29 protein-coding genes are annotated in these 26,366 nt (G+C 36.6%); 21 read left to right on the top strand and 8 right to left on the bottom strand.

Features of this window, described 5'->3' with window-relative positions:
- The first annotated feature begins 1 nt into the window (after position 1).
- From R2S10_RS04750 to R2S10_RS04735, 4 genes are all read left to right on the top strand, one after another.
- Positions 2-835 (top strand): hypothetical protein, encoded by an 834-nt coding sequence (locus R2S10_RS04750; protein WP_316839296.1) that lies wholly within the window; start codon positions 2-4, stop codon positions 833-835.
- Between the two features lie 68 nt (positions 836-903).
- Positions 904-1,824, top strand: a complete 921-nt coding sequence (locus tag R2S10_RS04745; protein WP_316839295.1) for a hypothetical protein — start codon at positions 904-906, stop codon at positions 1,822-1,824.
- Complete coding sequence (locus R2S10_RS04740) at positions 1,814-3,169, top strand: ATP-binding protein (protein WP_316839294.1); 1,356 nt, start codon at positions 1,814-1,816, stop codon at positions 3,167-3,169. The genes R2S10_RS04745 and R2S10_RS04740 overlap by 11 nt, the downstream gene beginning before the upstream one ends.
- A gap of 24 nt (positions 3,170-3,193) precedes the next feature.
- On the top strand, positions 3,194-4,054 hold the full coding sequence (locus R2S10_RS04735) for a hypothetical protein (protein WP_316839293.1): 861 nt from the start codon (positions 3,194-3,196) through the stop codon (positions 4,052-4,054).
- 67 nt (positions 4,055-4,121) lie between these two features.
- On the opposite strand, the gene R2S10_RS04730 is transcribed toward R2S10_RS04735, so the two are convergent.
- Positions 4,122-4,988: a heparin lyase I family protein gene (locus tag R2S10_RS04730; RefSeq protein ID WP_316839292.1), complete on the bottom strand. Its 867-nt coding sequence runs from the start codon at positions 4,986-4,988 to the stop codon at positions 4,122-4,124.
- A 226-nt stretch (positions 4,989-5,214) separates the two neighbouring features.
- On the opposite strand from R2S10_RS04730, the gene R2S10_RS04725 reads away from it, so the two are divergent.
- The gene (locus R2S10_RS04725) at positions 5,215-5,919 is read left to right on the top strand and encodes a hypothetical protein (protein ID WP_316839291.1); all 705 of its coding nucleotides are present in this window, start codon (positions 5,215-5,217) and stop codon (positions 5,917-5,919) included.
- 37 nt (positions 5,920-5,956) lie between these two features.
- Here R2S10_RS04725 and R2S10_RS04720 read toward each other — a convergent pair whose 3' ends face one another.
- Positions 5,957-6,400 carry a hypothetical protein gene (locus tag R2S10_RS04720; protein ID WP_316839290.1) on the bottom strand — a complete coding sequence of 148 codons (444 nt, stop codon included), beginning with the start codon at positions 6,398-6,400 and terminating at the stop codon, positions 5,957-5,959.
- A 322-nt stretch (positions 6,401-6,722) separates the two neighbouring features.
- On the opposite strand from R2S10_RS04720, the gene R2S10_RS04715 reads away from it, so the two are divergent.
- Together R2S10_RS04715 and R2S10_RS04710 are read left to right on the top strand one after the other, a co-directional pair.
- A complete protein-coding gene (locus R2S10_RS04715; RefSeq protein WP_316839289.1) occupies positions 6,723-7,229 on the top strand; it encodes an endonuclease V in 507 nt (168 codons plus the stop codon).
- Positions 7,230-7,252: 23 nt separating this feature from the next.
- Positions 7,253-7,957: a hypothetical protein gene (locus R2S10_RS04710; protein ID WP_316839288.1), complete on the top strand. Its 705-nt coding sequence runs from the start codon at positions 7,253-7,255 to the stop codon at positions 7,955-7,957.
- A gap of 23 nt (positions 7,958-7,980) precedes the next feature.
- On the opposite strand, the gene R2S10_RS04705 is transcribed toward R2S10_RS04710, so the two are convergent.
- Entirely contained in the window at positions 7,981-8,469 is a 489-nt protein-coding gene (locus R2S10_RS04705; RefSeq protein ID WP_316839287.1) for a hypothetical protein, read from the bottom strand.
- Between the two features lie 182 nt (positions 8,470-8,651).
- Here R2S10_RS04705 and R2S10_RS04700 point away from each other — a divergent pair, with 182 nt between their 5' ends.
- The 6 genes from R2S10_RS04700 to R2S10_RS04675 all read left to right on the top strand — a co-directional run bounded on the left by R2S10_RS04700 (position 8,652) and on the right by R2S10_RS04675 (position 14,837).
- On the top strand, positions 8,652-9,095 hold the full coding sequence (locus tag R2S10_RS04700) for an SRPBCC domain-containing protein (RefSeq protein ID WP_316839286.1): 444 nt from the start codon (positions 8,652-8,654) through the stop codon (positions 9,093-9,095).
- Between the two features lie 858 nt (positions 9,096-9,953).
- Positions 9,954-10,358: a hypothetical protein gene (locus R2S10_RS04695; protein WP_316839284.1), complete on the top strand. Its 405-nt coding sequence runs from the start codon at positions 9,954-9,956 to the stop codon at positions 10,356-10,358.
- A gap of 725 nt (positions 10,359-11,083) precedes the next feature.
- Positions 11,084-11,356: a SinR family protein gene (locus tag R2S10_RS04690; protein ID WP_316839283.1), complete on the top strand. Its 273-nt coding sequence runs from the start codon at positions 11,084-11,086 to the stop codon at positions 11,354-11,356.
- Between the two features lie 220 nt (positions 11,357-11,576).
- On the top strand, positions 11,577-12,854 hold the full coding sequence (locus R2S10_RS04685; RefSeq protein ID WP_316839282.1) for an SIR2 family protein: 1,278 nt from the start codon (positions 11,577-11,579) through the stop codon (positions 12,852-12,854).
- Positions 12,841-14,619: an ATP-binding protein gene (locus R2S10_RS04680; RefSeq protein ID WP_316839281.1), complete on the top strand. Its 1,779-nt coding sequence runs from the start codon at positions 12,841-12,843 to the stop codon at positions 14,617-14,619. The genes R2S10_RS04685 and R2S10_RS04680 overlap by 14 nt, the downstream gene beginning before the upstream one ends.
- A complete protein-coding gene (locus tag R2S10_RS04675) occupies positions 14,616-14,837 on the top strand; it encodes a KTSC domain-containing protein (protein WP_316839280.1) in 222 nt (73 codons plus the stop codon). Before R2S10_RS04680 ends, R2S10_RS04675 begins: the two co-directional genes overlap by 4 nt.
- 580 nt (positions 14,838-15,417) lie before the next feature.
- On the opposite strand, the gene R2S10_RS04670 is transcribed toward R2S10_RS04675, so the two are convergent.
- Positions 15,418-17,811, bottom strand: coding sequence for a helicase-related protein (locus tag R2S10_RS04670; RefSeq protein ID WP_316839279.1), 2,394 nt, complete (start codon positions 17,809-17,811; stop codon positions 15,418-15,420).
- On the bottom strand, positions 17,778-18,689 hold the full coding sequence (locus tag R2S10_RS04665; RefSeq protein ID WP_316839278.1) for a Hachiman antiphage defense system protein HamA: 912 nt from the start codon (positions 18,687-18,689) through the stop codon (positions 17,778-17,780). The genes R2S10_RS04670 and R2S10_RS04665 overlap by 34 nt, the downstream gene beginning before the upstream one ends.
- A gap of 730 nt (positions 18,690-19,419) precedes the next feature.
- Here R2S10_RS04665 and R2S10_RS04660 point away from each other — a divergent pair.
- The 6 genes from R2S10_RS04660 (at position 19,420) to R2S10_RS04635 (ending at position 23,042) form a co-directional block, all read left to right on the top strand.
- Entirely contained in the window at positions 19,420-20,250 is an 831-nt protein-coding gene (locus R2S10_RS04660; RefSeq protein ID WP_316839277.1) for a hypothetical protein, read from the top strand.
- 88 nt (positions 20,251-20,338) lie between these two features.
- Entirely contained in the window at positions 20,339-20,680 is a 342-nt protein-coding gene (locus tag R2S10_RS04655; protein WP_316839276.1) for a helix-turn-helix domain-containing protein, read from the top strand.
- A 495-nt stretch (positions 20,681-21,175) separates the two neighbouring features.
- Entirely contained in the window at positions 21,176-21,430 is a 255-nt protein-coding gene (locus R2S10_RS04650) for a helix-turn-helix domain-containing protein (RefSeq protein WP_316839275.1), read from the top strand.
- A 3-nt stretch (positions 21,431-21,433) separates the two neighbouring features.
- Positions 21,434-21,763, top strand: a complete 330-nt coding sequence (locus R2S10_RS04645; protein WP_316839274.1) for a hypothetical protein — start codon at positions 21,434-21,436, stop codon at positions 21,761-21,763.
- 4 nt (positions 21,764-21,767) lie between these two features.
- Complete coding sequence (locus R2S10_RS04640; protein ID WP_316839273.1) at positions 21,768-22,316, top strand: BfmA/BtgA family mobilization protein; 549 nt, start codon at positions 21,768-21,770, stop codon at positions 22,314-22,316.
- Between the two features lie 3 nt (positions 22,317-22,319).
- Complete coding sequence (locus tag R2S10_RS04635; protein WP_316839272.1) at positions 22,320-23,042, top strand: DUF5712 family protein; 723 nt, start codon at positions 22,320-22,322, stop codon at positions 23,040-23,042.
- A gap of 179 nt (positions 23,043-23,221) precedes the next feature.
- Here R2S10_RS04635 and R2S10_RS04630 read toward each other — a convergent pair whose 3' ends face one another.
- The 3 genes from R2S10_RS04630 to R2S10_RS04620 form a co-directional block, all read right to left on the bottom strand.
- Entirely contained in the window at positions 23,222-23,494 is a 273-nt protein-coding gene (locus R2S10_RS04630; protein WP_316839271.1) for a hypothetical protein, read from the bottom strand.
- 81 nt (positions 23,495-23,575) lie between these two features.
- Complete coding sequence (locus tag R2S10_RS04625; protein WP_222539242.1) at positions 23,576-23,854, bottom strand: hypothetical protein; 279 nt, start codon at positions 23,852-23,854, stop codon at positions 23,576-23,578.
- 43 nt (positions 23,855-23,897) lie between these two features.
- Positions 23,898-25,187 carry a hypothetical protein gene (locus tag R2S10_RS04620; protein WP_316839270.1) on the bottom strand — a complete coding sequence of 430 codons (1,290 nt, stop codon included), beginning with the start codon at positions 25,185-25,187 and terminating at the stop codon, positions 23,898-23,900.
- 436 nt (positions 25,188-25,623) lie between these two features.
- Here R2S10_RS04620 and R2S10_RS04615 point away from each other — a divergent pair, with 436 nt between their 5' ends.
- Positions 25,624-25,836 (top strand): helix-turn-helix transcriptional regulator, encoded by a 213-nt coding sequence (locus R2S10_RS04615; protein ID WP_316839269.1) that lies wholly within the window; start codon positions 25,624-25,626, stop codon positions 25,834-25,836.
- A 29-nt stretch (positions 25,837-25,865) separates the two neighbouring features.
- Positions 25,866-26,312 (top strand): hypothetical protein, encoded by a 447-nt coding sequence (locus R2S10_RS04610; RefSeq protein ID WP_316839268.1) that lies wholly within the window; start codon positions 25,866-25,868, stop codon positions 26,310-26,312.
- Positions 26,313-26,366: the final 54 nt, after the last annotated feature.

The following is a 26,366-nucleotide window of genomic DNA, read 5'->3' as shown; positions in this document are numbered from 1 at the left end:
TATGAAATCCCCTCAAACCATGAGAAATACATCAATTATCCCGGAGCGCTATAAGCGACATGGTATTACTGAATTCAAAAAAAATGAACTGGATGCTTTAACGATCCAGGTAACAAATGCACAGGAAAAGGTGGCGCAATACCAATCTATTGTGAATTCATTAACCACAAAGTCTACTGAGCTCCAGGGCTTTTTCGCTACTGCTACTAATAATAAAACTCAGGCTTATACGAATAAAATGCTGGTTGATCAGCTGGTACTAAGTGCTGCAGACCTTCAAAGGAATTCTGATATCGCCTTTAATGAAATGTCTAAGGCAAATTTGACGACGAAAACTTTAACCGTAAATGTCAATTCGGTGATGAGTAAATTGATTTATTCTGCAGATGTCATCAATAAACTGGCGACTTTGGTGCTGAGGAAAAAAGCGATGAATCCGCTGATTTCTGATGAGCTGGTGAGCATGATTAGCACGGCTGGCACAGATGCGAACAATGCAGTAGCGGTAACGCTAATCGCGCTACAAAGCTCCTTCCTGGCACAAGCTACAGAGATGGAGGCTGAAACGGCACTAGGATTGGAGTATACGCAATCCATCGCCTTAACTAAACTGCTTACAGGATCCTTTCAGGAAGGTAATCAAAACTCATTACAAAGTATTTTTTATCAGGCCTATAAGGATGCAAGTGTAAACTACACTTTAGTAGAAGCAGCCAATTTCAGGACTAGCAAACAATTGGGTGCAGCTAAGGCACAGCTCAATACCGCACAGGTGAAACTTAAATCGTTGCAATCTGGTTTAGCGGCAGCCAATGCGGCAGCTTTAGCTTCTTAATTGAATAAATTAGTGTCCACCGTTTCTATGGTATGGGAACGGTGGATTTAAGCTCTTAATTTTTGCATATGGAAAATGTGTATAGGAATTTTTACCTGAACTTCTACAGGCGGACAAATGGTTTTATCCCTGTGGCGCCGCTTGGGCAGACTGTTTATCCGGGAGACTTTTTCCAGATCAGGAATGGGCAGGTGATTGTTCTTGGGAATATTTTTAGGAAACAGGTGATTGAAGCTCATGACGTTGAAATCGGCTATCACCATCAACTAAACCCGGCAGGATGGAACTTTAGTGATGGGCTAAGTAAGCCTTATTCTGGTCGTGGAAGCGGTCGTGGGCCTATTGCAGGAGAATTTGAATTTAGCAAGCAGATCCTGGCCTTTGCTGAAAGGGGGAGTTTTATCTTCAAGGCCAGCGGGCCGGAATCGGTCAGGATTCTGAATTGGAATGATATACAGCAGGCGCTGATCATCAGGCTGACGCAAACTTTTTATTCGTTCAGGGAAGTTTATGTAGTTACTGAAACGGCAACTGCCGCAGATTGGACATTGGCTATTGCCGGGGCAAGTCAGGCTGAGCTGGAAATTGCTACAGATGCAGAGAATTTTGGATTGGTGGACTTGTTTGGTGAGCAGTCCTCAAGAACGATACAGTCCAGAGATATTGAATTTTATCAAAGGGAGGAACTGAGAAAATCTTCTTTTTTCAAAGCGAAGAAATTGGTGATGAGGGAAGAAAAGTTAGAAAATTTAGTCAGTGATCTGATGTTGGAATGGCGGGAGCATAATGAATGGGCGAGGAGATTCTATGCTTATGATTTTCATTACGATCAGCATTATCGGGCAGATATGGGCGCTATTTCGGAGCTGAATACCATGGATCTGCTTCCACCAAATGAGCTCAACCCGAACACGGCATTGCTTTATTTTAAATGGGCGGATGCGAGTCTGGACGATGTAGAAAAACTATTTTCAGCAGATGGAGAATAATATAGCACTATCGGTATTGAGGCAAGAGATGGACTGGTTATCAGCGGTGATTGACCAATGTATGGCTAGTTATTTTTTACAGGAAGGGAATGAAAAGGAATGGACTGCTATTCCTTTGCCGGATCTGTCATTGGTGGATTGTCCATATGCGGATACGGTGAGGAAATGGAATTTGGATGTGTATTCGAGGCTGGCGATTGCGCTGAGTATGGCGCCTCATCTTTGTCCGGAGGTACTGGACCTCTTTTTTACCAAAAACCAATCGCAGGACCGTAGTTTTACTGAGTTTGGTGGGCTGGTTGCTAAAGACCACAATGGCTTTTTACCTACCGGTCAGACCCTTTGTTTTTTGATGACGATCAATCGTCCGGAACTGCGCTATCAGGTGATGGATTTGTTGGGAAATCAACATATCCTGATCAAGGAAGAGGTACTTAATCTTGGGGAAACAGAACCAAATTTACCCAGGCTTAGTGGGCAGTTGAGTTTAAATCGGGGCTGGTTTGATTACTTCCTAAGTGGCGAAAGGCATATGGAGGAGAATACTGCTTCTTTTCCTGCGCAGCAGATTCATACTGCAATGGAATGGGAGGATATCGTACTGGATCGTTTGGTATTAGCGCAGCTGAACGAAATCACCTCCTGGCTGGAACATGGACATATCCTCATGGAAGACTGGGGTTTAAATAAGCAACTTAAGCCAGGGTACCGGGCTTTGTTTTATGGGCCACCCGGTACTGGTAAAACCTTAACGGCAACATTGATAGGTAAAACAACTGGACGTAAGGTTTATAAAATAGACCTCTCTCTGATTGTCTCCAAATATATTGGGGAAACGGAAAAGAACCTGTCCCGGATTTTTGATGTAGCCAGGGATAAAAACTGGATCTTGTTTTTCGATGAAGCAGATGCTTTATTTGGAAAGCGAAGCACAGCAGATTCTGCGAATGACAGGCATGCTAACCAGCAAACGGCTTACCTATTGCAAAGGATTGAAGATTTTCCTGGTGTGGTGATTCTGGCGACTAATCTGAAGGCGAATATGGATGAAGCTTTTGCAAGAAGGTTTCAATCGATCATTCATTTTACGATGCCATCTGCAGAGGAGCGCTATGCGCTTTGGCAGAAAGCTTTCTCGGGTATTTGTAGTTTGGATGACAAGATAAACTTACATGCCGTTGCTGAAGAATATCCCTTGGCTGGTGGTGCTATTATCAATGTTTTGCGGTTTTGCGCTTTAGCGGTTGTCCGTAGAAATGATACTGTAGTTCTTCAGGAAGAGCTGCTGACAGGGATAAAAAGGGAATTTAAAAAGGAGAACCGAACCTTGATCAGTTCAAGATGATGGCAAAAGAAAGTTATATAAAATATGAATAGACACGCTGACAAAGAGGAGCTGAATAAAGGCTTATCGGCTGCAAGTACTTCCCTTCAGGGGCAGCGCCGCGATAAATCGACATTTCAATTTGTAGACAACCGACCTGCAGTGCAGGCACAGAGAAGGCGACAGGAGATGGTGAATATTGGTCATCATACGCTGCAAATGGTCAAAGGACGGAACGCTTTTCTGGAGAACAGCCGGGATCCTAAACGTGTATTTAAACACACCCGGTCTTTGACTACCTATGGTAAATTTAATAGTTCCGGGAAAAATAGGCAAGGGCCGCATAGGCTGGCGCATGTGACTACTAGTGTGGTGGTAGATGTAGCTGCACAACATAAAAGAAAACTGAGTAGCCTGGTTGGCACAAAAATCATCTTAAGACCAAGAATAAACAATGCGATATTAAGACGTGGATTTGCGCAGAAAGGGGCTCAAGCTATGACCCCAGCGCTTAGAAAGAAGAAGATAGAATATTTGAGAAGGTATAGCATGCTCTATGAAAAGGCGAAGAAGGGTGACGATAAAGCAGCGGAACAATTAATAGAATTGCAAGCGCTACAGACCTACAAATGGGCTGAGGGTTTTGCAACAGACACTGAAATGGCAACGAAAGGGGAGAATAGAGGAGCTGCTGTTGACGATTTAGAAAAGGCCAGGAATTTAAAGAAAGGTGCAAAATTACCAAAAGGTTTACGAACGTTTGATAAGACGAGGATGAAGCCTTATGAAGCAAAATTACAAGCTGGTCGGTTTAGACAGTTCGGGATGCTGATGGATGATGAGGCGCTTTCAGACGCTGAATCAATTGGTAGTGAATCGGATAGTGATGTAGATATGGATGAGTGATGGTAACCCAATCTCCGGTTAAAGCATAGCCAATGGTCTTCCTGGCTATGCTTTTATGGGTGGTAATTTATTGTAATGGAAGCTTGATGATCCTAATGTTATCGTGATAGGCAATGCGGGTAAGGCTTTCCTGGGTTCCATAAACACCCCATTTAATATATCCGATGTTTCCGATGCTTACATTTCCGGCGAAAGTACGGTAGTTTGTTTTTTCATCTACCAATACGTAATTACTTTGTCCTGGCAGTTTCATGTAAGTTCTCATATAGCCGCTAGGGCCATCAGCCCATAAAACATCTACCCGAAAATCAATCCATTTGTTGACATATGGTCTCAAATCAGTGATAATGTCTTTTATAGAAGAGGAGGCCTCATACCTTAATCGCATGGCATTTCTAGCCGTGCGGAATTGGAGTGGAACACCTGAACCGGTGGAAGAATTGCCAGATACTTTTAATTGAAAAATGTTTGTTTCGTAGGTAGGACCGGCAGTCCATGGTGTCCAGTCTTTTAGCAGTACGCTAAATTCGTACCGGCGTTCATCTCCAGGGAAAAACTTTGCATTGGGTACCGCAATAGCATCGCTCTCGCTTCTAATGCTGCCGTCGGACAAATATGTCGAATCGCCATAGACAATTTTATGGGCAATGGCATAGTTGCTACCATTGTTTGCAGGGTTAATCAGATAAGCTGCATCGGCTGCTGTGGCATGGGTGGCTGTCAGGCCTGTAATGCCAGACAGGAGCGCTCCATTTTCGTAGGTTACGTTTAAAATGGTATCACCATTGTTCAATGTGCTTGCTGGTACGACCGCTGTTTTTGGAACATTGAGGTTTTGACTGTCCGGGCGATTTACAACTTTACTGCAGGCAGTTGCCAAAAATAATACGGCAATGGCCATATACTTTGGTAGGTAGACTGATTTTTGTTTCATTTGATTTTTTAATGAGAAGATGATTGATCTTTTGAAACGATAAAAATAGGGGGAAATAAATGAAATCAGTTTCGATTTTTATCATAAATGTTTTGAAATTGGTTAGTACCGATGGATCTAATTAGGACGGTCTTTAAATACTTGCTGATGTTGTTTTCTGGATCCTATTGAGTTGCGTATATTAGAGTATTGCCTGCAATAAAGCCAGCGATACCCAATATTTAGTATGATGATGGACTTATGGGACCAATACAATAAGACAAGGCTTGCTGGAGACAAAAAAACGGCAACCAAAATGTTATTGAATTTCATTGCCTTGCTAAAAGAAAAAGACAAAGGGCATATCGAAGATTTTGCTAATGATTTATGTAAAAAAGCATTGGATATAGACGGCATACTTCCCAATAATGGGGTAAAAGTCTCAAATGATATTGACAGGATACAACATCCCATTTTTAAAGAAATTGTTTTGCCAATTCTTGTAGAACAATATTTAGAAGATAGCCCAATGCACATAAAATGGATAGGGCAATTGGAGCAGTTTTTTTATTCAGACAAGGTCACAACAGAAAATTTTCTGAGGCAAATAAATGTTGAGGGATATTTTTCAACGCTCCATTTTCTTGAAAAATCGTTTGCTATAGACCCTAACCAGGATACGCTAAGCTTACTTTTGAAACGGCAAGCACAGGATATAGAATACCTTGTCCATGAGTTGCCTTGGATGGTACTTACGGAACCGGCTGATTTCAATCTTGTATTAGCAGATTTTAAAGATTATTTGGCTAAATCAGAGTACAAAGAAACATGGAGAACAAGGCTAATGGAATGGGAGAATATTGCTGGACATTGGGCCGTTTATTGTGCGAGAAAAACATTTTATAAGGACTTTATCGACTATCAAGAGCAAAATAATATAGCATTAGCTTGAAAATTTAAGCTGGTTGTTATAGGGCGCAATGAAATCACTACGCGTCTTCCGAAAGTGCCCAAAACAAATCTTCCAAATCTTCATAGATTTCATAACCATCCTGGCCTTTCATCATGATGTAGATGATCACCATATTTGATCTGTCTCTACTGGTATTGCCATTCTGTACCTTAGTGGTTTCTACGTTATTACCGTCCATGGTGAGTGCAAACAAAAATGCTTTGTTGCCTCGTTCCTTATCTACTTCATCGTTCAAGCTTACTTTTTCAATCTTTTTCGGATCAAAGGAATAGGTCATGGTAAGGTCTGCATAACCGCTTCCCCATGAGGTGGTGCTGGTAAATGAAACCCATCCTTTTTTAGTGGCGTGTTCCGAAAAATTCATGTAGGTATGACTGAGATGAGAAGGATTGCTTTCACCAGTCTTTAAGCGAACGTTTTTTACCTTTTGAAGCTGATCATTTATTTCTTTTATGATCATTGATCTGTTTTGCGCAAATAGGTTGAATGAGCATGCAACCAATAGGAATATCAATGCTTTCGTTTTCATAATGTAGGTGTATGAGGTTAAGATAAATAACTAAGGGAAATTTGTTGTTTTCCGTTCATAAAGTTAGATGAAAGCGGGTGTTCTAAAAATACACCAAAAGGAGTATTTTTAAGCTTAGGGGTTGCGCCTGGTCAAGGGCATGCTTTTAAAATATTTATAATTATCTAATAAAGTGAACCAAAAGATAAATTGTATCGATTAAAAATATCCACTTTAATCAACGTAACTTTAACAGGAATTTTAAATAAAGTCAATGAAATTAATTATAGATGTAGGATATCAAGGTAATCAAGCGAAGGTAGTTGGAGGTTTTTTTGAAAATTGGTTTGATGATTCTTTGATAAGGCTGTCATCAAAAATCGTTGAAAATGTAGCGGATTATGTACCCGGAGAATTTTACAAAAGAGAGCTGCCGTGTATTTTAAATTACCTCTCTGATGTCAATCTAGATGAAATAGAACTCATCATCATCGACGGCTTTATTTATTTAGATAACGATGAAAAAAAAGGCTTAGGGGCATATTTATATGAGCGTTTAGCTGAAAAAATACCACTAATTGGTGCTGCCAAATCGAAATTTCACAATAATGAGCAGTATGTAGAGGAAATATTTAGAGGCGAGAGCAAAAAAGCATTATATGTATCTGCAATAGGAATTGAGCTGCCGGAAGCATCATTATTAATAGAAAATATGTTTGGGAAGTTTCGTTTACCTGACCTCATCAAACAGGTTGATACAGAAACAAAAAACAATTGCTGAGTAATACCGTCCATTGAAATTTTATGAAGAGAATAATAGAAAAAAATCCTGTTTTAATCTTTACTATTCCGCTGGTCATTTTCTTCTTAATAGGATGTGTGTTGCTTTATTTCGCAGTCCAAAAAGTTGAAGTTATTCCATTTTATGGCTGGATCGTTATTGGAGCTTTCATCATCATCCCAGCGCTATTGACATATGGGTTGATATTTGGTTTCAGCCCTGGCACAGCTATAGCCCCGAATAGCAACCAGTTGGTTTTCAGCCCAGATGGAATTGATTATAAAAGGACTCTATTTGACTGCTCTTGTTTTATCAAATGGAATAGCATTGATACCATTATTTATTCGGATTCCAGGGATGAGGATTATGCTGAGTATATCATTTTTGTCAATGAGTTACCGGTATGTACTCAAAATGAAAATCCATGGTGGCTAAATAGGTTGTTCCCCTACAAGCAAAAGAACAATAAAATAAGAATAAAAAGTGATGCTGTGAATTTTAAAGCGCTTCCTGATCTGGTAGAAAAGTATTTACGATCAGATATTGGTTTTGAATTTAAAGACAGCAGGAAAGGGACTTTAATGGACTCGAAAACCTTTACAGCAGGAAACAGGCAAACTACAGTAGAGCAGTGGAAGCCTGCAAGTAATTATGAGCCTTTTGAGATGATATATGACAAGTATAACCGAACAGTTCATGATATTGAAAAACGGGATGGCGCAATATAGAATTGATAATTCAACGAGCTTTACTATACCCGAATGGAATGCAAGTGATGGGTATTGTAAGGGAATTTCAAAATGACGTCAATCTTCTGGTTAAAACGACTTTTAATCGCAGTGTTAACCTGGCCTATGGTTCTATTAAATTTATCAACCACTTCCTGAAAAAGTTCTTTTTCTTCAAGTGTTTTAGGCTTATGAAATACGGTTTCAAAATAAATGGTATCCATATCACGATAAATTTTAAGGTACTCTTCAGCATGATGGTCTTTAAGAAATGCTACTATAAGATGAATCAACTGGTCATAGTGATACGCTTTGATGTGATCTTTACTTATGGCATGTGGAACACTAAAATTCGAATGGGTGTTTAATTTTAGCTTGTTTTCAGGAGTTTCTACATCTTCATAATCAAGAATATACAAGCCTTCTTTCTCATTGACATCTTTGATAAAGGTGAACACCTGGTCACCTTCTTCCGTCAAATAAATAACCTTGGTTGATTGTTCGAATTTCATAACATTTGACATTTAAGTCCTACCAATTTATCTATAATACGCCTCTTGCCAATAAAGTTTCATCTAAAAGTATTTTTATAAAACTATGATGCTGTTTAGATTGTTTAAATAGCTCATTATTAGTGTTGTTGTCTTATTATTTTAGTTTATTAGACAGGTCGAAAACCTTAAGAAATATTTCTATGAAAACATTACAGTTCACAAAAGATATCAAAGCACCGGTTCAAAAAGTTTGGGACACGCTTTGGAATGAAACTAGTTATTCCCAATGGACAAACGCTTTCAGTCCAGGTAGCGGCTCGACCGTACAGAGTGATTGGAAGGTGGGAGGCAGAACGCTTTTTGTTGATCGAAATGGCAATGGTATGATTAGCACCATTAAGAGTAAAAATGAACCTTATGACATCGTATTTGAGCATCTTGGAGAAATAACTGATGGCAAAGAAGATACCACTAGTGAAAAAGTGAAAAGCTGGGCAGGTTCCCTTGAAGAATACCATCTTTCTGAAGAAGAGGGGATGACTAAACTTACAGCTTCTGTGCAAGTAGTAGAAGAATGGGAAGAGATCATGAACAAGGGCTTTACTGAGGGCTTGGAAGAAGTAAAAAGACTTTCAGAGCTGTAGAAGGTTTAAATTCGCTGAGTAGTTCAAATTCTTATTGACTCTCCTAATCACTCTGTTTTAGAATAATTCAATTGGTAATAACTTTGTATTTGATTAAAAATAACCGAATGAAATTAAATACCTTATCATTATTTACAAACTCTTGAAGCGGCTTGCCGTCTATCTTTCTATGAATAATTTTACTGGTAAAATACCATAAGTACAAAGCAGAAGTAGCAACCAAAATTAAAAATATCAATAGGCCTATAATCAATAAGATACTTATTGGTGTACTCAAAATACGGTCAGTTTGAAATAACCTTAAAAATATAATTCCAGGTATTAGAAAGATTAAACCAAAAAATATCAATGCTATAATTAAACAAGGGAATGAGATTAAAACTGTTGCAAGAGCTTTTTTTGCAATATGTTTTTTAGAACTAAAAAGCATAGGAGCAAAAATTATTAGTGAAAGCCCCAATAGTACAAGGTATATTAGGAATGCTAGATATATTAGAAAGGTAGGGGGCATAAAATGATGATAGACTATATAAGTCTATCATCAAATGTACTATAATTTTCGATTTTTATGCGGTCCAATGCTTAGGGGAATTGCTGCAAGTTTTGGTAGTCCGTATCACGCACTGAAATTTGAATTCTCGTCAGCAGACCGGTTCGAAATTCGGGAAGATTACAGGTATACTCTATCTAAAAGTGTACCCAGAAAACGCATCCCAACAAAACTCAAAAAATTATTTGATATAATTCATATACAGTATTCTATAATTACAAAAATTAAGATACTTACGTACATTTGGTAGTTATGTGTCAGCATAAACCGACACTACTCCTAAAACCAACACTAATAACAACGATTGTATGAGAACATTTTTTTTGACATCGATTTTTGCATTAACGACAATGTTAACTTTTGCTCAAAGCACATCCCAACCTCCTATTCAAAATATTTCTATGGATAGCACTGTTGTCTATCGGCTCTTTGCTACAAATAATATGTTTAATTTTATCAAATTAAATACGAGAAATGGACAAATGTGGCAAGTCCAATGGAGCCTAAAAGACAATCAATTTGAGACTACACTATCTGATATTTCACGGGTAACTAAAGATGAAGAGAAGAATGGTAGGTTTTTTCTTTATCCAACAACAAACACATATAACTTCATCTTGTTTGACCAAATGGACGGTAGAGCGTGGCAGGTACAATGGAACTTTGACGCAGAAAAAAGAATGGTAACTCGAATATTAAATGTAAATAATTAAATCAATATGATTGAAGTATGTTAACATCCACTCAAATGTAGCAACTCCAAACGAAGCTAGTTAGGGGAAGATTGCAGTACCCCTCGTAAAAGCAAAGAGGCCGTTAATCATGCGATTAACAGCCTCTTGTACGTTTTGATTTTGAATCTTGTGATCCCGCTGGCATCGGAACCTAGTTCCAAAATCAACGTTTAAATAGTATCTAGTATGGTTTTTAAATTCGACTCACCGAATCACTCACCACTTTTTTTATACGTTTTAACTGCAATTGTTACAAATAAATATACTAAACTTTATTCATTGTGAAAACAATTATTAATCAGTATTTGGCGAAGAATATTTAATGCTATCGTACAATGTGTAGTCAAGAGTTGCTCTATTGCAATGATTAACAGGTTTTTGTAAATATTTCTTCAACACTCCTTTTATAGGATGGTCAATTTAGTTCAAGTGACGGAAAATTTGCAATTATATGTTTGATAGCATTGATGAATTTATCAGATCTCATAAATATCAAATTCGGTAAACCAATATCTTCGAAAGGTCATCCCTTAAATTTTTCAAGCGATCAATTTCCATATCAATAGCGAAATACGGTTTCCCGTATAAATAGTTTGGTTGTTGTTCTTACTTTAGTTTTATTAATTTTTAAAACAAACAAAGTCGCTCTTTGACTAAAGAAAATGAGCTGGTTTGTAAAAAAAATACACTAAAATAGTAATTTTATGAAAACGTACTTAATTGGTTATGATTTAAATAAAAAAGGACAGGATTATGCTGATCTAATTGATGCGATAAAATTATTATCTCCAACATGGTGGCATAATCTTGATTCTACTTGGGTTATAAAATCAGATAGTACAGCAAGTGCTATCCGTGATAACTTAATGTCCCACATTGATGATAACGATGAATTATTAGTAGTTAAATTAAGTGGAGAGGGTGCTTGGACAGGATTTAGTGATAATGCGTCCAAATGGTTAAAAGATAATTTGTAGTATCATTCTCTACGTGAGTTGGGTTTAAAAAAAAGTATTTGCCGAATTACATAGGTTCTTATCTGAAAAGGATGCTTAATCTTATTTATGGACTTGATGGGAATAGAACAGTGTGTTGTTTTAAGAATTTTTTATTCTTTACAATAAAGTTGTTTTTATTGGTAACTTATGCCAATGAATTTATATTATTTAGGTTTTAAATTAATGTTATTTAAATATAATGAGTAGTACGAAATACTTTGATCCATCTGAGTACATAAGAGGAGTACAACAGATACTTATCTCAGATAAAAAGAGAATTGGATTTCTATTCGGAGCCGGTAGCTCTCTAGCAAAAAAAAATGAAAGATCTTTGATCGTTCCTGCCATTGGTAAAATGACCACCGAGATTGTACAAGAGGTATCTGAAATTGACGCGAAATATGGAGTTTTATTCACTCAGCTAAAAGAAGAGCTTGATGGTCATTTTAATGTTGAAACGATACTGTCTAATCTAGAATTAAAGTATTCATTTATTAATAGGAATATTTTAAATGGATTGAACAAGGAAGAACTATGTATCTTAATTCAAACAATTAAAAAGGCTGTTTACAAGAAGGTTAGTGTTCATAAGGCAAACGATATAACGGTTTCAAGAGAAATAATAGATCAAAGTGTACAGTCTGATTTTGCAAGATGGATAGATCAAGCTGATAGGAAACATCCTGTCGAAATTTTTACAACAAACTACGATTTTTTGTTTGAATTAGGCTTGGAACATCACGATGTCAGTTACTATGATGGTTTTTGTGGAAGTTTTAGACCATTTTTTAATCCACACACTGTTGAAGATTTAAGTTTTCTTCCTAACCAAACTAAATTATGGAAAATTCATGGATCTCTTGGTTGGAAATTTGATCAAGAAAATCAAAAAATATTGAGGAGTATACCAAATGAGGATGATTTCCTAATATATCCATCAACCTTAAAATATAAAGACTCTAAAAAACAACCTTATGAAAGTTTGTTAGACAGATTGTCAAATTTCATAAAACAAGACGACTCTGTATTAATTACTTGTGGCTATTCTTGGGGAGATGAGCATATTAATTCAAGAATTATTTCTGCATTAAAGACCAACACAACTTCTCATGTTATTGCTTTGTATTTCGATAGATATGAAAAAATAACTAATGAATCTATTATCAGTAAAATTGGATTAAGTAATTCAAAAATTTCAGTTTATGCTACTAATGATGCTATTATAGGTTGTAAATATGGTACATGGAAATTGAAAACAGAACCAAGCATTGATGACACAATTAATGTTAATCAATTTTTTGATGAAGATGCTCCAGTTTTCGGTACAGAAGAGATTAATAAAGAATCACAAGGGGATGAACTATGGAGTGGATTAGGGGACTTTAAATTATCTGATTTCGGCAATCTGGTTAATTTCTTACAGTTAATGTTATGTGAAGATGATATTCTAATACTTTCAAAAAATGGCAAAAAATAAAATTACTGAAATAGGTGAAATTGATAGTATTAGCGGAAACACAATATCAGTAAGGCTTTTCGATAATATAAAATCTAACATGCCGATAATTGACGGAATTGTATATAGGATAGGTCAAATTAGCTCTTTTGTTAAAGTTCCTTTGGGTTATGCTACACTTTATGGAATTGTCACCCAAATTGGCTCGTCTGCAATACCAGACAATTTAAAAGAAGTCTATTTGTTTGACTATGAGAAAATTCAAAATACACGTTGGATAAATATAGTATTAGTCGGTGAGCAAATAGGAAATAAATTTGAAAGAGGGGTAATTCAATTCCCAAGCACAGGAGATAAAGTGCATTTAGTTACAATTAAAGATTTAAATATTCTTTACGGAGGCTATGATGACTATAATTCTATTACAATAGGGAATATAAGTGTTTCAGAAAGTTTAGATGCTAAAATAGATCTAGATAAGATGATTTCTAGACATACTGCTATAGTCGGTTCTACAGGAAGCGGAAAGTCAAATGCTGTTTCAATACTATTGCAAGCGATTGCTAAAAGAAAATTTAAAAGCTCAAGGATTGTTGTAATTGATCCCCATGGGGAGTACAACGAGAGTTTATCCGACTTTTCTTCATTAATAGAAATAAGTAGTGAGGCTGAAAATAAGCTTGTTATTCCATTTTGGGCCTTACCTTTTAATGAATTAATTAAAATATTTTCAGGTAACCTATCTGATCAAAACAGAGAGTACATACGAGAAAAGGTTGTTGATGCGAAGGTGCAAAGTGTTGAAAAAAACAAGATTGAAGTTCCTATAGAATCTATAACCGCCGATTCCCCAATACCATTTAGTATTAAAAGACTTTGGTATGAATTAGATGATTTTGAAAGGTTAACCTTGCAAAGTGATAGAAACACACCAACTGCCAAAATTGAAGTAGGTGATGTAGAAACACTAAAGTCAAATATATATCCGCCAGCTGGAATTGGGAATGCAGCACCTTTTGTTAACATGAGGGCTAAAGGAATACTGTCATTTTTAGATAGCATGAGAAATAAGTTAGGTAATGCTAGCTATAGTTTTTTATTTTATCCTGGGGATTTAACGCCAGATACTGAAGGTAAAATTGAGCAAGATTTAGATCACCTGTTTCAACTTTGGTTGGGAGGTGATAAGCCAATAACAATTTTAGATCTTTCTGGTGTTCCAAGTGAAATTATGTCTTCTATATCAGGAACTCTTTTAAAAATTATATATGATGGGCTTTTTTGGGGTATAAACACAAAGGTTGGTGGCAAACAACAGCCTCTACTTATAGTTTTGGAAGAAGCCCATAATTATTTAAAAGCAGGTGAAGACTCCATTTCGTCAAGAACTGTACAGACAATTGCAAAGGAAGGGAGGAAATACGGAGTCGGATTGCTTTTGGCCACTCAGCGCCCCTCAGAAATTGATGAAACTGTTTTAAGTCAATGTGGAACTTTAATAGCTTTAAGAATGAATAATTCTAAAGATCGTTCGCATATTAGGTCTGCTATACAAGATGAGTTACAAACCATGATTGATCTTTTGCCTAGTTTGAGGACTGGCGAGGCTTTAATTTCAGGGGAGGCTGTTAAAATTCCATCCAGAGTAAAGTTCTATAAGGCAAATCAAAATGTCAAGGGTTCTGACCCTAAGGCTTCAGATCTTTGGACTAAGGAGATTTCTAATAAAGATGAAGAGTATAAAAAGTTAGTTAAATCGTGGAGAAACCAAAATTATAAAATATGAATATACCAGAAATGTTAAATGTAAGCTCCTCAAATGTTGAAAGTGTGGGGTATGATAATGAAAATCAGAATGTATTTGTGAAATTTCTAAATCAATCTATTTATGTTTATAAAGGAGTGCCGGAATTTGAATTTCAAAATCTACTAACTGCAAGTTCGGTGGGTTCTTACATTCATCGGAGTTTTAAAAATGTATATCCTTACGAAAGAGTAAGTTAAGGATTGTTTTAATTGAAAATCTACCTTTAATCATAATTTGGTAGTAACATAATCACCATAATTTAAAAAGGTGGTTATGTTTAAATTAATAAAATATGTATTACTGTCTATAAAGGTGATTATGGGAGAAAGTTTGACTGTATTGTAGTAAGCTATTTCAGGACAAGATGTAAAAATATCAACATTGTCATAAAAAAAATCGTGCATTGGAATCTCCATATTCGCTTAGAAATGCTTCTAATTGGGTTTTAAAAGGGGCATTGGTATTCAGTGAACAGAATTCAAGTATATCACTTAATCTTGTGTGAAGCAATTCACTTAGAACTTTATGGTCATAGGGTTCGATGTCATGACAATCAAAAAGCTCTAAAGATTTAAAAGTGTGTAGTGTTGTATCTTCATTATAGTTGAATGATACTACAACCCTGTAAAGCACAGGTTCACATTATTGATTATCCTCATCTCCTAAAAACACATGGAGATCTACCTGTATTTCAATAGTATCTGGCCTTGCAAGGCTATTAAAAGCGAATTGAACGCCCTGTGGCAACGGTTTGAAATCTTTCATATTGATTCAATGCTATTCTTCAATTATTTTTTTAACTTTTTGGTAAATCTCTTTTTCATACTTATCAAAAGTATCTAAAACTGCTTTTTTGTCATTTGAATTAGTTGAATCATAATAGTCAATTATTTTTTGAGGTACGCCGTAGTCGCTTGCAACACGCGCTTCATCAGAAAAGGCATTATATTCAAGCTTTATTAACAATTTGTCAATACCTGAAACCTCTTCGAAATTCAAGCCTTTTTGTTTCGAATCCCAAAATTTGTACATCAAATTGAATAATCCTAGGTATTTCACCAATTGATATTTGTAAGTATTGTAAATTAAAGAGGAAGATTTCCTCATGGCATTATTAACTGCCTTTCTTTTTTCTTCTGCATTCAAAGCCCGAAGCTGGGGCAAAGATTTCAAAATCAGTTTTTCCTCATAAGCGTAATTATAATCATATACACCGGTAAATCCGTTGTATATATAGCTGGTTAAAGAAGCATATAGAATTGAGGCTTCAATACCGTCGTTGGCTATATATGTTCTAGAGATCAGAAATCTTAGATGTTCATTTTCAATATATTTAATAATGCAATCCAAGATAACTTGAAAGCCCAACTTATTGAGAAATATGTTCTTTTGATTAGCATTTAAATCATTTATCAGTTTTTTTATGAGCGCTTGTGATTGTTGAGATAACTGATTGATGTCGTCATACATTGATATCTTATCTCGTTTACTAATCACCTTGAACTGAGATATAATATAATCAGGGATGTCCCGCTCAAGCTGTAGGAGTTTTATTTCCTCAATTCTGGTTTTACTTCTATCATCTAAAAATTCTGAAGGAGTCATGTCATCGTCAATCTCTTTTCTGTCAGCAGAAGATTGATAGTTTTTATGTTCAATTTGATTACCTATCTCATCGATTTTATCTATGAATGCTTTATCCAATGAAATAACCCGTCCCTTATAATGCTCCATGAATCTCCCTGCTCTACCAGCAATATTTTTTGCATCAAAAGTTAGCAAAGGTTTACCATTTTTACCGGCTCCTTTTTCGCTTTTGTAAACAACCATATTTTTGGCAGTCGTATTGACTCCTTCAGTGATTGTTGTAGTAGAAACTAATACATTTATTGGGGAGCCTACCGAGTTAAATAAATTTACAATTTCTTTCTGGATGTATTTTGGAACGACACCGTGATGAACCGCTATTCCTTTTTCCAAGGATTCAATTACGACCCAAGAATTGTCATACTTCATCTTAAGATGATCAAGAAAGTTGTTAAATAGTGAGGTATCTATCTTTGCTGTTTCATATTGCAGTGCTACTTTTTCTGCATTCGATTGTGTATTACAATAAACTATTGCATTTTCATCCTGAGCTATTAATCGATCTAAAATTTCCTGAATTTTTAATCGCTTGGTATTCTTTTTAGTAAAGTCAAATTCTATTTCATCAATGTTTATTTTACCCTTGGTTTTTTCTACCTCATTTTTAGTGACCTGGACAATGTCATATTCGTTCCGTAATAACTTGGAAATTTTAAAATCATTTAGAAAAAGATCGAATGAAGGATTGTAATTTGGATTATCTTTATTAAATATTTCTATATACGGGCCTGCAAATAACAAATCAACATTTGGAAATTTCCCTAGTCCATAAAATATAGCCATTCGGTATGCAAGGTCTCTTTCGTTTTCTTTTACTTCATCATCGATAATATATCCGTTGTCGATTTTGTAAACTTCATCAACAAATATAAAATCTAAATGAACAGACGTCACGGTTTTATCAAGGAATGATAAGAACCGTTCTGGTGTGAAAATAAAGATATTGTTCTCACCATACACATTATCAATATCACTCAGCGTATGAATTTTATAATCCAATGGGAATGTAATTCTCCCTTCCTTGATTTTTGACAAATTTTCAGTGAGCAGTGCAATACTGGGAAAGATCAAAGCAATATTCTTGTAACCCATTTTTTTTATTACTTCGTAGACTAGATGGGTTTTTCCGAAAGAGGTAGATGCAGAAAGAAAATACCTGTTTTGTTTCCTAAGGTCGAAAAGCTTAAGGATATCCATTTGATATTGATGCAGCTTTGATGTGTCATCTGTAAAAAGAGTGCATTCATATAATAGAGCGGAGATTGTGTTTATCCCAATGTATTCATCTTCAATTGCTAGGTTGTTATTTTTATTAAACTTGTGAAGAATGTCATAGTAGTGAGGAACTCCAGCTTTGTTTGATAGGTATATTAGAAAACGTTTGTCTGCTTCGTCTAGATCTTCATCTTTTATAAAATCAAAATAGTTACAAACTTTATTTAAGAGTACGTAGTTAGCTATATCTCCGTTGTTGTAGGAGTTTAAGGCATTTACAACGTCAAGGGTTCTTTGTTGTCTATCCATTTTATTATGGTTTCTTTAGTGGATTTAACGTTGTCGACCGGAATCAAAATGAAAAATATTGAATAGTCAATAGTGATGTTATCAAATTTCAGGTGACTATAATTATCATTGATATGCTTTATTGCCGTCTTAATTGTATCATCATAATTATCATGTAACAGGTTGAATGTTATCAGTACAGGGTATACTAGCTTGATTCCGTTTTCATTAAACTCTTCTTGTAAAGAATCGATGATGCATTTTTCCCATTTATCCAAGATTTTATATAGTTTGGAGTCCCTGTCTGCAATATTTCCTTTCCCTTGGAGAATTGTGGTGAAATTGGTGTTTACTAAGTAATCATCAGAAATCGCCTTCTCAATATTCTTGAAAACGCTGTCTATTGCTGCTTTGCAATCCTCGTAAAATTTGGTTTCACCAAACCAAAGTTCAATTTCATCGTCCTTTTGGATCAAATGAAAACAATCGTATCCAGTTACTTCAGTTTTTTTTTGAAGATCATAAAAATAGCCACGGGATACTAGTATATCATTGCTATATAGGCATTTAAGTATGGCATACAATAGAGCTTCCCCATATACACCTAGCTTTCGTTTTGCAAGATCGGAGGCGGAATGATTATATTTAAATTTGGAATTAAATGCTTTGATAAACATTTTCTGGTGATCACCACCAGTTAGCTGAAAATCGTCGTAAGAATAATAGAGAATACTTTCGTAAATGATTCTGTTTAGGCTTTCAGTGTCTGCGACCTTGTAGCAGTCATCACCCAGATCAATATGTGTCACGCAAGTTCTATCAATGTTGAAACCTATATGTGGCAGTTTATACTCGAACAGTATGGTATTTTCAATAAGCTTTTTTAAACTATCTTTCATTATCGGTAATTCATGTAAAATATTTAACCACTAAGATGTACGGTTCGATGTCCAGTAAAATAGAAACGGTTGGCTGTAATTTAGCCTGAAGAATTGCAATAGTTTGGTTAGCATGAGCGTTAAGTCTTTTATCAAATATAACATAATGTCAGAATGAACTACAACATATAAGTAGTTACTTCAAAATTAAGACACTGTTTAATTTCAAAAGACTTCCGTTTTACTTAGTTCACAGTTAAATGGTACTAAAAGCTAACTTAATTTGGAAAATCAAATGTGCAACTTTGATAAAACCAGAGGGGTAAAAAAGTATGTCTTCTTTTTATTAGTTTTCTAGGTGTTTTTTGTCGTGTAATAATTCGTAATGTGTAGCCAATTTTCCTTAAAATTCGAAGAACGAATTCTGCTGAAATATAAATTAGAACTTGATTTTTAAGTGGGTTTCTAAAAATGGTTTAAGTTGGTCATAACATTAATTCTTTATTATGTGTTTAAAATTAAATATCTAATAAATTGGTTATTTTAGCTAAGAACCCAAATATGAGGAGAATATGCAGAACCTAACCCTATTTTTAATCAAGTTACAGACGTTTGAACTACATATTATCATAAAAGGGGAATTACAAAATCGATTAAAGAAGACGAAAAGAAACCTGCTTATAGCCTTGCTCATGAAACGCATTTTTACAATTCATTTAGTTATCGGAGTGAAATCAGGGTATTAAAAGATATGGCGCTGATTGACCTGCTATCACTAGATGACATCAGAATAAAAAGGGAACAGGTGCAACTCAAAAAGTTAAAGGAGCGTTTTAAGCTGTTTTGGATGAACTTCCATTCACAGTACAATGAATTTAATACAGAGTATCCCAGGAATTATATATTTTCTATTCAACTCTATTCTTTGTTTATCGTGAAAAATCTGCAACCAGATTACAGTGATCTTTTTATTGGGGACGAGTTTGTGGAGAGTCTGAGCGATTCAGTCAAGATCAGAGAGCAGTATTTAACTGAGCTGATTAATGAGGTAGAGGAAATCTTGTATCCTCGTGAAACTTTCGAGGAATGGAAAGTAAATTTGGAGCAATCTGGAGCGGATAAAAATAGTCGTTTTGATTTGCCAGTTAAAATACCTTATAATGCAGAAGCAGGCTTGCCAAAATTCAATGTGCAGTTTACAGGTGATTTACTGAAACTGATGGAAAACTATTTTTCAAAAGAGCATCATGTACAGCTTTCCGCATTAATCAATACCAATACAGCACCTGAAAATCAACTGACCTTTAAAGGGAATGGAAATCAGCTGGCAGACGCTTTTAAACGGCTTTATGAAGCTAACCTAATTGTCGGGTGTTTGAAATCTGATCTCGAAAAATGGATTAGCAAATACTTTGTGTATGCTACAGGAGAGAACATAAAAGAATATACAGAAGGTTGGTTAAGCGCTATCATTTCTTCGGATACTAAGGTTTGTAAATCGCCAATATTAGAGATTAGAATGAAAGAAAAAGTTCCTTCAATTATCCCGACCGTCCGAAACAAAAAAAACAGTAAGTATTAGTAGGGTAACAGTAAGGATGCCGTTTAACCTGTTGTAACCCTACAAAGTAAGCCAGTACCATTGCAGTATAAAAACAAAATATACTGTTATGAAGTACACATTTGAGCAACTACCACTGGCTATTACTACGCTCCACGACAAAGTGGATAGTATTAAAGAACTCCTGCTAAATACTCAACAGGAGCGACATTCGTCTTATTCCGACTTACTGACGATCGGACAAGCATCTGAATTTCTTAACCTTTCTGTACCGACGCTATACACCAAAGTAAGCCGAAGGGAAATACCTGTAAACAAGCAAGGCAAAAGGCTTTACTTCTCCAGGGATGAGTTATCGACTTGGATAAAATCTGGGAGAAGGAAAATCATAGAGGAAATTCAAAGCTCCATCAAACATAAGTTAACAGAAGAAAACCCGCCACCGCAATAGGCTGATTAGCTACATAGTCTACTAACCATATATCTATATAGCTAGTAGGCTGTATAACTGGCTAAACGTATAGCTATATAAGCGTATATCGGGATATACAGCCTATTAAGAACTATGGCTATAGCAATTAACCGAATGCCCAGGTTAGCCTTTGGTAATATAAATTTATCACTACTAGAGATAAACGCAAAAATAATACTTGGTAATTGCTCAGGTAAAATATAACTCCAAAGCACATAATTATGGCAATAAGAAGATTACGGCGAAATGCAAAAGTCCAATTTTATTAAAAAAAATTGGAGCAAGCGGAAGTTGGGCAGAGCCCTACTTTCTAGTCCCTAAGCTATCGCTAGAGGGGTCTAAAGTATACTCCGGGTATACTTTGGGTAGGTTAAGACCCTGTAGGGTACTATAATGGTATACTCGGCAGTATACCAGATGAAAAACAAACAGATTCAGTAGGAAATATTCAGGAACAGGAGAAGCATTATGAAAATGGACATCATTACAATGGAAGATCTGCAACAGTTTAAAACTGATTTTATGCAGGATATCAAAGACCTTCTGGCTGGGAACAAAGAAGGTCAGAGCAACAAGGAGTGGTTGAGAAGTGCAGAAGTCAGGAAGATGCTTAAAATATCAGGTGGCACTTTACAGAATCTACGGATCAGCGGGACGCTTCCTTTCCGTAAAATCGGAGGCAGTATGTACTATGATAAATCTGCAATCGTAAAAATATTGGAGGGCTAAAATATGGAAAACTATAACATGGACTATCTGAATATACATAAACACGCATTAAGTAAATACTTTGAACGCATTGCTTCGGATGAGCGTTTGTTTGCAAGCCATATTAGCTTGTGTATGGCTTTATTCTATTTCAGTAATGGCGAACATCCCGAATCAGCCTTTCAGGTGAGCCGGCCGAAGTTAATGCGTTTCTCGCGTATCAGGTCAATTGCCACCTACCATAAGAATATCAAGGATCTGACGGATTATGGCTATATCGAATATAAACCTTCCTGGCATCCTGTAAATGGAACACAAATCAGGCTGATGATTGAAATAAATGACAAGGATTAAGCTTATGGAGGATATCAATATAAGATCTATCCGCTATCCCATAGCCGTAGACGTAAAGCTGGAAACCCTTAGTTTGAAATTCGGGCGCACCAAAAAGCTGTTTTTTGAGCAGATGGTGGACTATTTTTATAAAAGTAAGAAAGACCCTAAAGACCTCAGCGATGAGGTGCTTAAAAAGGAGCTATCGAATGGGAATAGTCGTATTATTTCCTTTGTCCGCAAGCAGGAAAGCGATTTCCTTTTACCTACTTTTTCAAATTCGGGTAAGTTGCTTGGCCTCTCCAATGCACACAGCAAGTATTTAGAAGGCCTGAGCCAATACGCAGTAAGCGATGAATCACAGACCAGAAGAATTATAGCTGGTATGATGTTACTTGAAAAAGCAATTGTAAAAACGCAGACGAACCTGGACGAGAAGGCGGTATTAAAAACGAAGTTCAGTAAAATACTGGAAAGATACATCAGTAGTCGGGAATCATTAGGCTGGACGGATTCATCCGCTAAAAAAGAAGAATTGCAAGGTCTGGCACGGGAGTCACTTAAAAACATATAGCCTATGTATATCAATATCACTGCATCAGAATCAGGGGATAACAAAGGAAGTAGCGGGGCGTTGGTCAACTATCTGGAAAAGGAAAACCACCTGCAACCTGAAAAAGGAGTGGCTTTAGTACAGGAAAACTGGTTTAATGGTGGAGGTCAGGAAATCGGGAGGCAGGAAGTCAGAATGAAGATAGACCGGAATATTGCGAAACTTTGCCGTGATGAAAGCAAGTTTTTCTTAATCAACATCAATCCTAGCCAGAAGGAATTGGCGCACCTGCTTGCCAGATATGGCGGGCAGGGTGCAAAGATCAAACTGAAAGCGTTTGGTGCTAAAGTGATGGATGAATATGCCAGAAACTTTAAGAGAGCTGGGATTGACAGCCACAAAGATTTATTGTGGTTTGGTAAGCTTGAAAACTACCGCTACTATGCCAATACCATGAAAAACGGAACTGCTATCCAAAAGGTGCAAATGCAGACTCTAGGAGATCTGCCTCCGCAGGGGGCTGAAACAGGTAGGGTGATTTCAGATTTAAGTAAGGACGTTGCAGGTGGACTATTTCAGACTTTCGGGGATATGCTGGTAGCAGGTACAAAGGCGGGTGCAGGACTGCTCAGTTTACTAATGTCAGATGTGTATGTGCCAAACCAAGCAGATCCTGTAGACGATGGAATGCTACGAAGGAAAAGAAGGAGTAAAAGTAAAGGGCAAGGTATGGGGCAAAGTAGGTAAGTGCTTTGTATCCGTAATTCTTAAACCCCGTTTAAGAGGTTGATAAATATAAAGGTGTTTTGCAGGTGTGTTTCCCCGCGATAGAGGGTGGCCTGCAAAACACCTTGCCCGCTCTGGCCTTTGCACAGTTTTGCGGGGGATTTACGGAAAAGACAGTAGGCAGAAAACAGGTAAGTAGCCTACTGACCAAGGTGCAATGCTTTCAAACTTTCAGAAGTTGGATTCTGGTAGGCCAGTGTACCCTGCTCAAATTCAAAGAGCTGTTCCATAAGTACCACCTTTTCGTATGGAATATCCTTGCTGTCCTCCAGCAGGATCCTCCGGTAATTGTGAAAGGTGTTCATGGAAATCCCCAGCAATTCTGGAAGTAGTAGCATGGCTTTACGGTATTGTATGATGTTTAACGCGTGTAAATACTCATTGATTCTGTATTTGGTGATGGGCTTATTCATAATCTTTGATTTTTATATGGATTAATAACTGAAAAGATCATTTTTAACAGGTCAAATGCTAAAAATGATCTACACTTCGATTTAATTGGTACTTTCAAGACGTTCTTTTTCTATGTGTACAAAAGAGGCATTTAAGAAACCAATCAGTTGGGTGTAAAACAATAGCATATTGGTGGTCTGATTGCTGTCGTATTCTGCGGTATGGTAAGTCCATCCTTTGAATAGTTCCCAGACCAGATCCCTGCACTCATGAATAGGGGTATTGTCAAAGAACTCGGTGATTAAGTTTTCAGGATTTTGCAGCTCATCATCGGACAAACGTGCAGGCTGGTAATCCAGCTGTTTTAGGATTTCTTGCATGGTGATTGTTTTTATGGGTTTTAATTGGACAGTTCTTTGGTAGTCACTTTTTAAATTCATACAAACTTTTCAGCTGGCTGATGAAGCCCTGAAACTGGGGTGTGTAATGTGTTTTAAGTACGCAAATGCTGAAATGACGCGTCTCAAAAAAAGCACTGAGCTGGTAATCTGCCAGAGTACCCAACAGGTAAAATTTCATTGGCTCTTTTGCGCTACGCAGGAAAAAGACAGGGTTTTCTGCCTCCGGCACTAAGGTGGCATTCCCAATGCGGAAACACATTTTTAATTCATAATAATCGCCTTTATCCAGCCATTTAAAGTAAATTTCAGGGATTTCTCTGGCAAACACGCAGGGGATTAAGTACTTCTTAAATGGTTTTGGCGCCAGATTTTTCATGCCATAGGTCATGAAATAATGGGTGTAGGATTGTGATTCCAGCATAGGATATGCCTCTTGCCACAAATAGAACAGCTGATCTCTTCTTTCCATATTGTGATTACGGATTTCCTGCTTTTCTGCCTTACTATGGCTGAATTGCGTGTTTTGTATCTCAGCAAGCGTTTTCATCTTTACCAGTAGTGGATGGAGCTGGGTTTGGACAGGGCTGTAGTGTGGTTCTGCCGAAGCCTCGGCATCGGTAATGAAATAAGCATAGCTTTTTATGACCTCTTTATTTTTGCCAAGTTTCCCAAGGTAAGGAATCGAAAATGGGTAGTGGTTAGGGCGGTAGGGAGCAAAAGTGGTATGAGCGAAACAATACCCGATGATGCCATTGCTGGCAGAAATGTTGCTTTGAGTATTGGGGAATCGCTTTAAGCGGTTGGGGCATATAGCCTCTTTAAACGGATAGTAAAGTATGGACTCCGGTTTATAGAAATAAGAATATTGCTCTTTTAAACTAACGTTCATTCCCCATCTGTCGTTGATGATGTTAAGGTATTTGCTTTTACCAGTTCGGGGATGGAAGAAATCCGGCCAGTAAAATTCCTTAAAATCACATTCACCGCTATGGTTCATTAAATCCTGTAAGACGTAATAAGCATAACGACTGAGGTAGTTTTCGCTGGTGTCCACACTGCAACCAACCAGTAGTTCAGTAGGTTTAACCAGTAAATACACCATTTCTTCCTTTTCCTCACCAAGGGTAATCCCGATAGTCAGGATCTCCTGATGAAAGGAAAGCTTTCTTTGTTTGATGTTCAGGAATGGCCTTTTGGTTCTCCTGATTGCAGAATGCTTGTCTAAAGTTTCCTGACTGAGTATTACAGTCCCCTTTTCCAGCGGAAGGTGGAAAAAGTCGATGCCCTGAGGCAATAAGTGTTGCATTTCCATATATGATCTTATTTAATTTCTCATTAAATAAGCCTCAAATAAGTGGGATGCCGGAAAACAAAACAGGGCTGGTAACTCACTTACTCTATTGCAGCTAGGTTCTGGTAAACCCCCAAACCTTTCGGAATGGATCTCAGCAATATACATAAGCGAGCACCAGCCCTATTTATATATAGGGTGGTGGATGCTACACTTACGCTCGCTGAGATTAAATTTACCAGATTTAGCTGCGAGGCTCGTATGCAATCCTAATTGTTCATGACTAGAATTACAAAAGTATAATATTTAATTTATAACAACTTTTCTCTAATGTCAGAAATAATAATGTAAAACACAAATAAAATAATAAATAACATTAATCTATTGACGAAATACATTACTATAATGATAAATATGATTAATTTCTGAATATTATATTTGTTTTACATCACATGATATGAGTAAAATAACTTATAACCGCATTAAGGCTGTACTGGCTGAAAAACAGAAGACAAATAAAGATTTGGCTGATGCTTTGAAAATTGCCCCTGAAACCGTTTCGAGCTGGTGTACTAACTCCGCACAACCTTCGATTAAGAAATTGTTTGATGTTGCTGTTTTTTTAGGGGTTGAACCAGGTGATTTATTATCGTCGGTTAAAAATTTATAGATAATTCTAATTGTCAATTGTTAGTTGATATGAATCTGAAACAGTTTTTTTCAGGTGTTGGATGTGTAATGGCTGTCCGTTATATATTTTCGTTTTTTATATTCTCTCTAATCTGTTCAATTTGTTCTGGACAAATAACCATCAAGGGAAGGGTGTTAGATTCGGAACTTAAGCCGGTAGTAGCAGCCCGTGTTGAAAGTAAACTAAAGAATTTAAGGCTTTATACCGACATAAATGGTGATTATCATATTGAAGCTAGCGTTGGTGATACACTTAAATTTTCAAGTATTGGACTTGGCCCTGAAAGTAGAGTCATAACGGCTTTGAGTAAAGATTGCAATATAATCCTTATTGACAAGGAGGTGAATTGTCTTGGTGCTATTTGGGATGAACAAGATTATAAGAAAGCTTATCGTCAAGTGAATAGAAAATATAACCGTCTTTACATCGAAGCAAATAAGAAGAAGCTCTGGTAGAATCGCAATTCGGGTAATAATTAACCGACATTCATTTAGATTTATAGAAAGGCC

This window comes from Pedobacter gandavensis (genome assembly GCF_032678745.1).
In the GTDB taxonomy this organism is placed as follows: domain Bacteria; phylum Bacteroidota; class Bacteroidia; order Sphingobacteriales; family Sphingobacteriaceae; genus Pedobacter; species Pedobacter gandavensis_C.
Note: the sequence above shows the minus strand (reverse complement) of the source record. Positions and strands in the feature narration are given on the sequence as shown.

Coding starts and splice junctions, on each gene's coding strand:
- R2S10_RS04750 (WP_316839296.1), top strand. CDS start 2: ATGAAATCCCCTCAAACCATGAGAAATACATCAATTATCCCGGAGCGC.
- R2S10_RS04745 (WP_316839295.1), top strand. CDS start 904: ATGGAAAATGTGTATAGGAATTTTTACCTGAACTTCTACAGGCGGACA.
- R2S10_RS04740 (WP_316839294.1), top strand. CDS start 1,814: ATGGAGAATAATATAGCACTATCGGTATTGAGGCAAGAGATGGACTGG.
- R2S10_RS04735 (WP_316839293.1), top strand. CDS start 3,194: ATGAATAGACACGCTGACAAAGAGGAGCTGAATAAAGGCTTATCGGCT.
- R2S10_RS04730 (WP_316839292.1), bottom strand. CDS start 4,988: ATGAAACAAAAATCAGTCTACCTACCAAAGTATATGGCCATTGCCGTA.
- R2S10_RS04725 (WP_316839291.1), top strand. CDS start 5,215: ATGATGATGGACTTATGGGACCAATACAATAAGACAAGGCTTGCTGGA.
- R2S10_RS04720 (WP_316839290.1), bottom strand. CDS start 6,400: ATGATCATAAAAGAAATAAATGATCAGCTTCAAAAGGTAAAAAACGTT.
- R2S10_RS04715 (WP_316839289.1), top strand. CDS start 6,723: ATGAAATTAATTATAGATGTAGGATATCAAGGTAATCAAGCGAAGGTA.
- R2S10_RS04710 (WP_316839288.1), top strand. CDS start 7,253: ATGAAGAGAATAATAGAAAAAAATCCTGTTTTAATCTTTACTATTCCG.
- R2S10_RS04705 (WP_316839287.1), bottom strand. CDS start 8,469: ATGAAATTCGAACAATCAACCAAGGTTATTTATTTGACGGAAGAAGGT.
- R2S10_RS04700 (WP_316839286.1), top strand. CDS start 8,652: ATGAAAACATTACAGTTCACAAAAGATATCAAAGCACCGGTTCAAAAA.
- R2S10_RS04695 (WP_316839284.1), top strand. CDS start 9,954: ATGAGAACATTTTTTTTGACATCGATTTTTGCATTAACGACAATGTTA.
- R2S10_RS04690 (WP_316839283.1), top strand. CDS start 11,084: ATGAAAACGTACTTAATTGGTTATGATTTAAATAAAAAAGGACAGGAT.
- R2S10_RS04685 (WP_316839282.1), top strand. CDS start 11,577: ATGAGTAGTACGAAATACTTTGATCCATCTGAGTACATAAGAGGAGTA.
- R2S10_RS04680 (WP_316839281.1), top strand. CDS start 12,841: ATGGCAAAAAATAAAATTACTGAAATAGGTGAAATTGATAGTATTAGC.
- R2S10_RS04675 (WP_316839280.1), top strand. CDS start 14,616: ATGAATATACCAGAAATGTTAAATGTAAGCTCCTCAAATGTTGAAAGT.
- R2S10_RS04670 (WP_316839279.1), bottom strand. CDS start 17,811: ATGGATAGACAACAAAGAACCCTTGACGTTGTAAATGCCTTAAACTCC.
- R2S10_RS04665 (WP_316839278.1), bottom strand. CDS start 18,689: ATGAAAGATAGTTTAAAAAAGCTTATTGAAAATACCATACTGTTCGAG.
- R2S10_RS04660 (WP_316839277.1), top strand. CDS start 19,420: ATGGCGCTGATTGACCTGCTATCACTAGATGACATCAGAATAAAAAGG.
- R2S10_RS04655 (WP_316839276.1), top strand. CDS start 20,339: ATGAAGTACACATTTGAGCAACTACCACTGGCTATTACTACGCTCCAC.
- R2S10_RS04650 (WP_316839275.1), top strand. CDS start 21,176: ATGGACATCATTACAATGGAAGATCTGCAACAGTTTAAAACTGATTTT.
- R2S10_RS04645 (WP_316839274.1), top strand. CDS start 21,434: ATGGAAAACTATAACATGGACTATCTGAATATACATAAACACGCATTA.
- R2S10_RS04640 (WP_316839273.1), top strand. CDS start 21,768: ATGGAGGATATCAATATAAGATCTATCCGCTATCCCATAGCCGTAGAC.
- R2S10_RS04635 (WP_316839272.1), top strand. CDS start 22,320: ATGTATATCAATATCACTGCATCAGAATCAGGGGATAACAAAGGAAGT.
- R2S10_RS04630 (WP_316839271.1), bottom strand. CDS start 23,494: ATGAATAAGCCCATCACCAAATACAGAATCAATGAGTATTTACACGCG.
- R2S10_RS04625 (WP_222539242.1), bottom strand. CDS start 23,854: ATGCAAGAAATCCTAAAACAGCTGGATTACCAGCCTGCACGTTTGTCC.
- R2S10_RS04620 (WP_316839270.1), bottom strand. CDS start 25,187: ATGGAAATGCAACACTTATTGCCTCAGGGCATCGACTTTTTCCACCTT.
- R2S10_RS04615 (WP_316839269.1), top strand. CDS start 25,624: ATGAGTAAAATAACTTATAACCGCATTAAGGCTGTACTGGCTGAAAAA.
- R2S10_RS04610 (WP_316839268.1), top strand. CDS start 25,866: ATGAATCTGAAACAGTTTTTTTCAGGTGTTGGATGTGTAATGGCTGTC.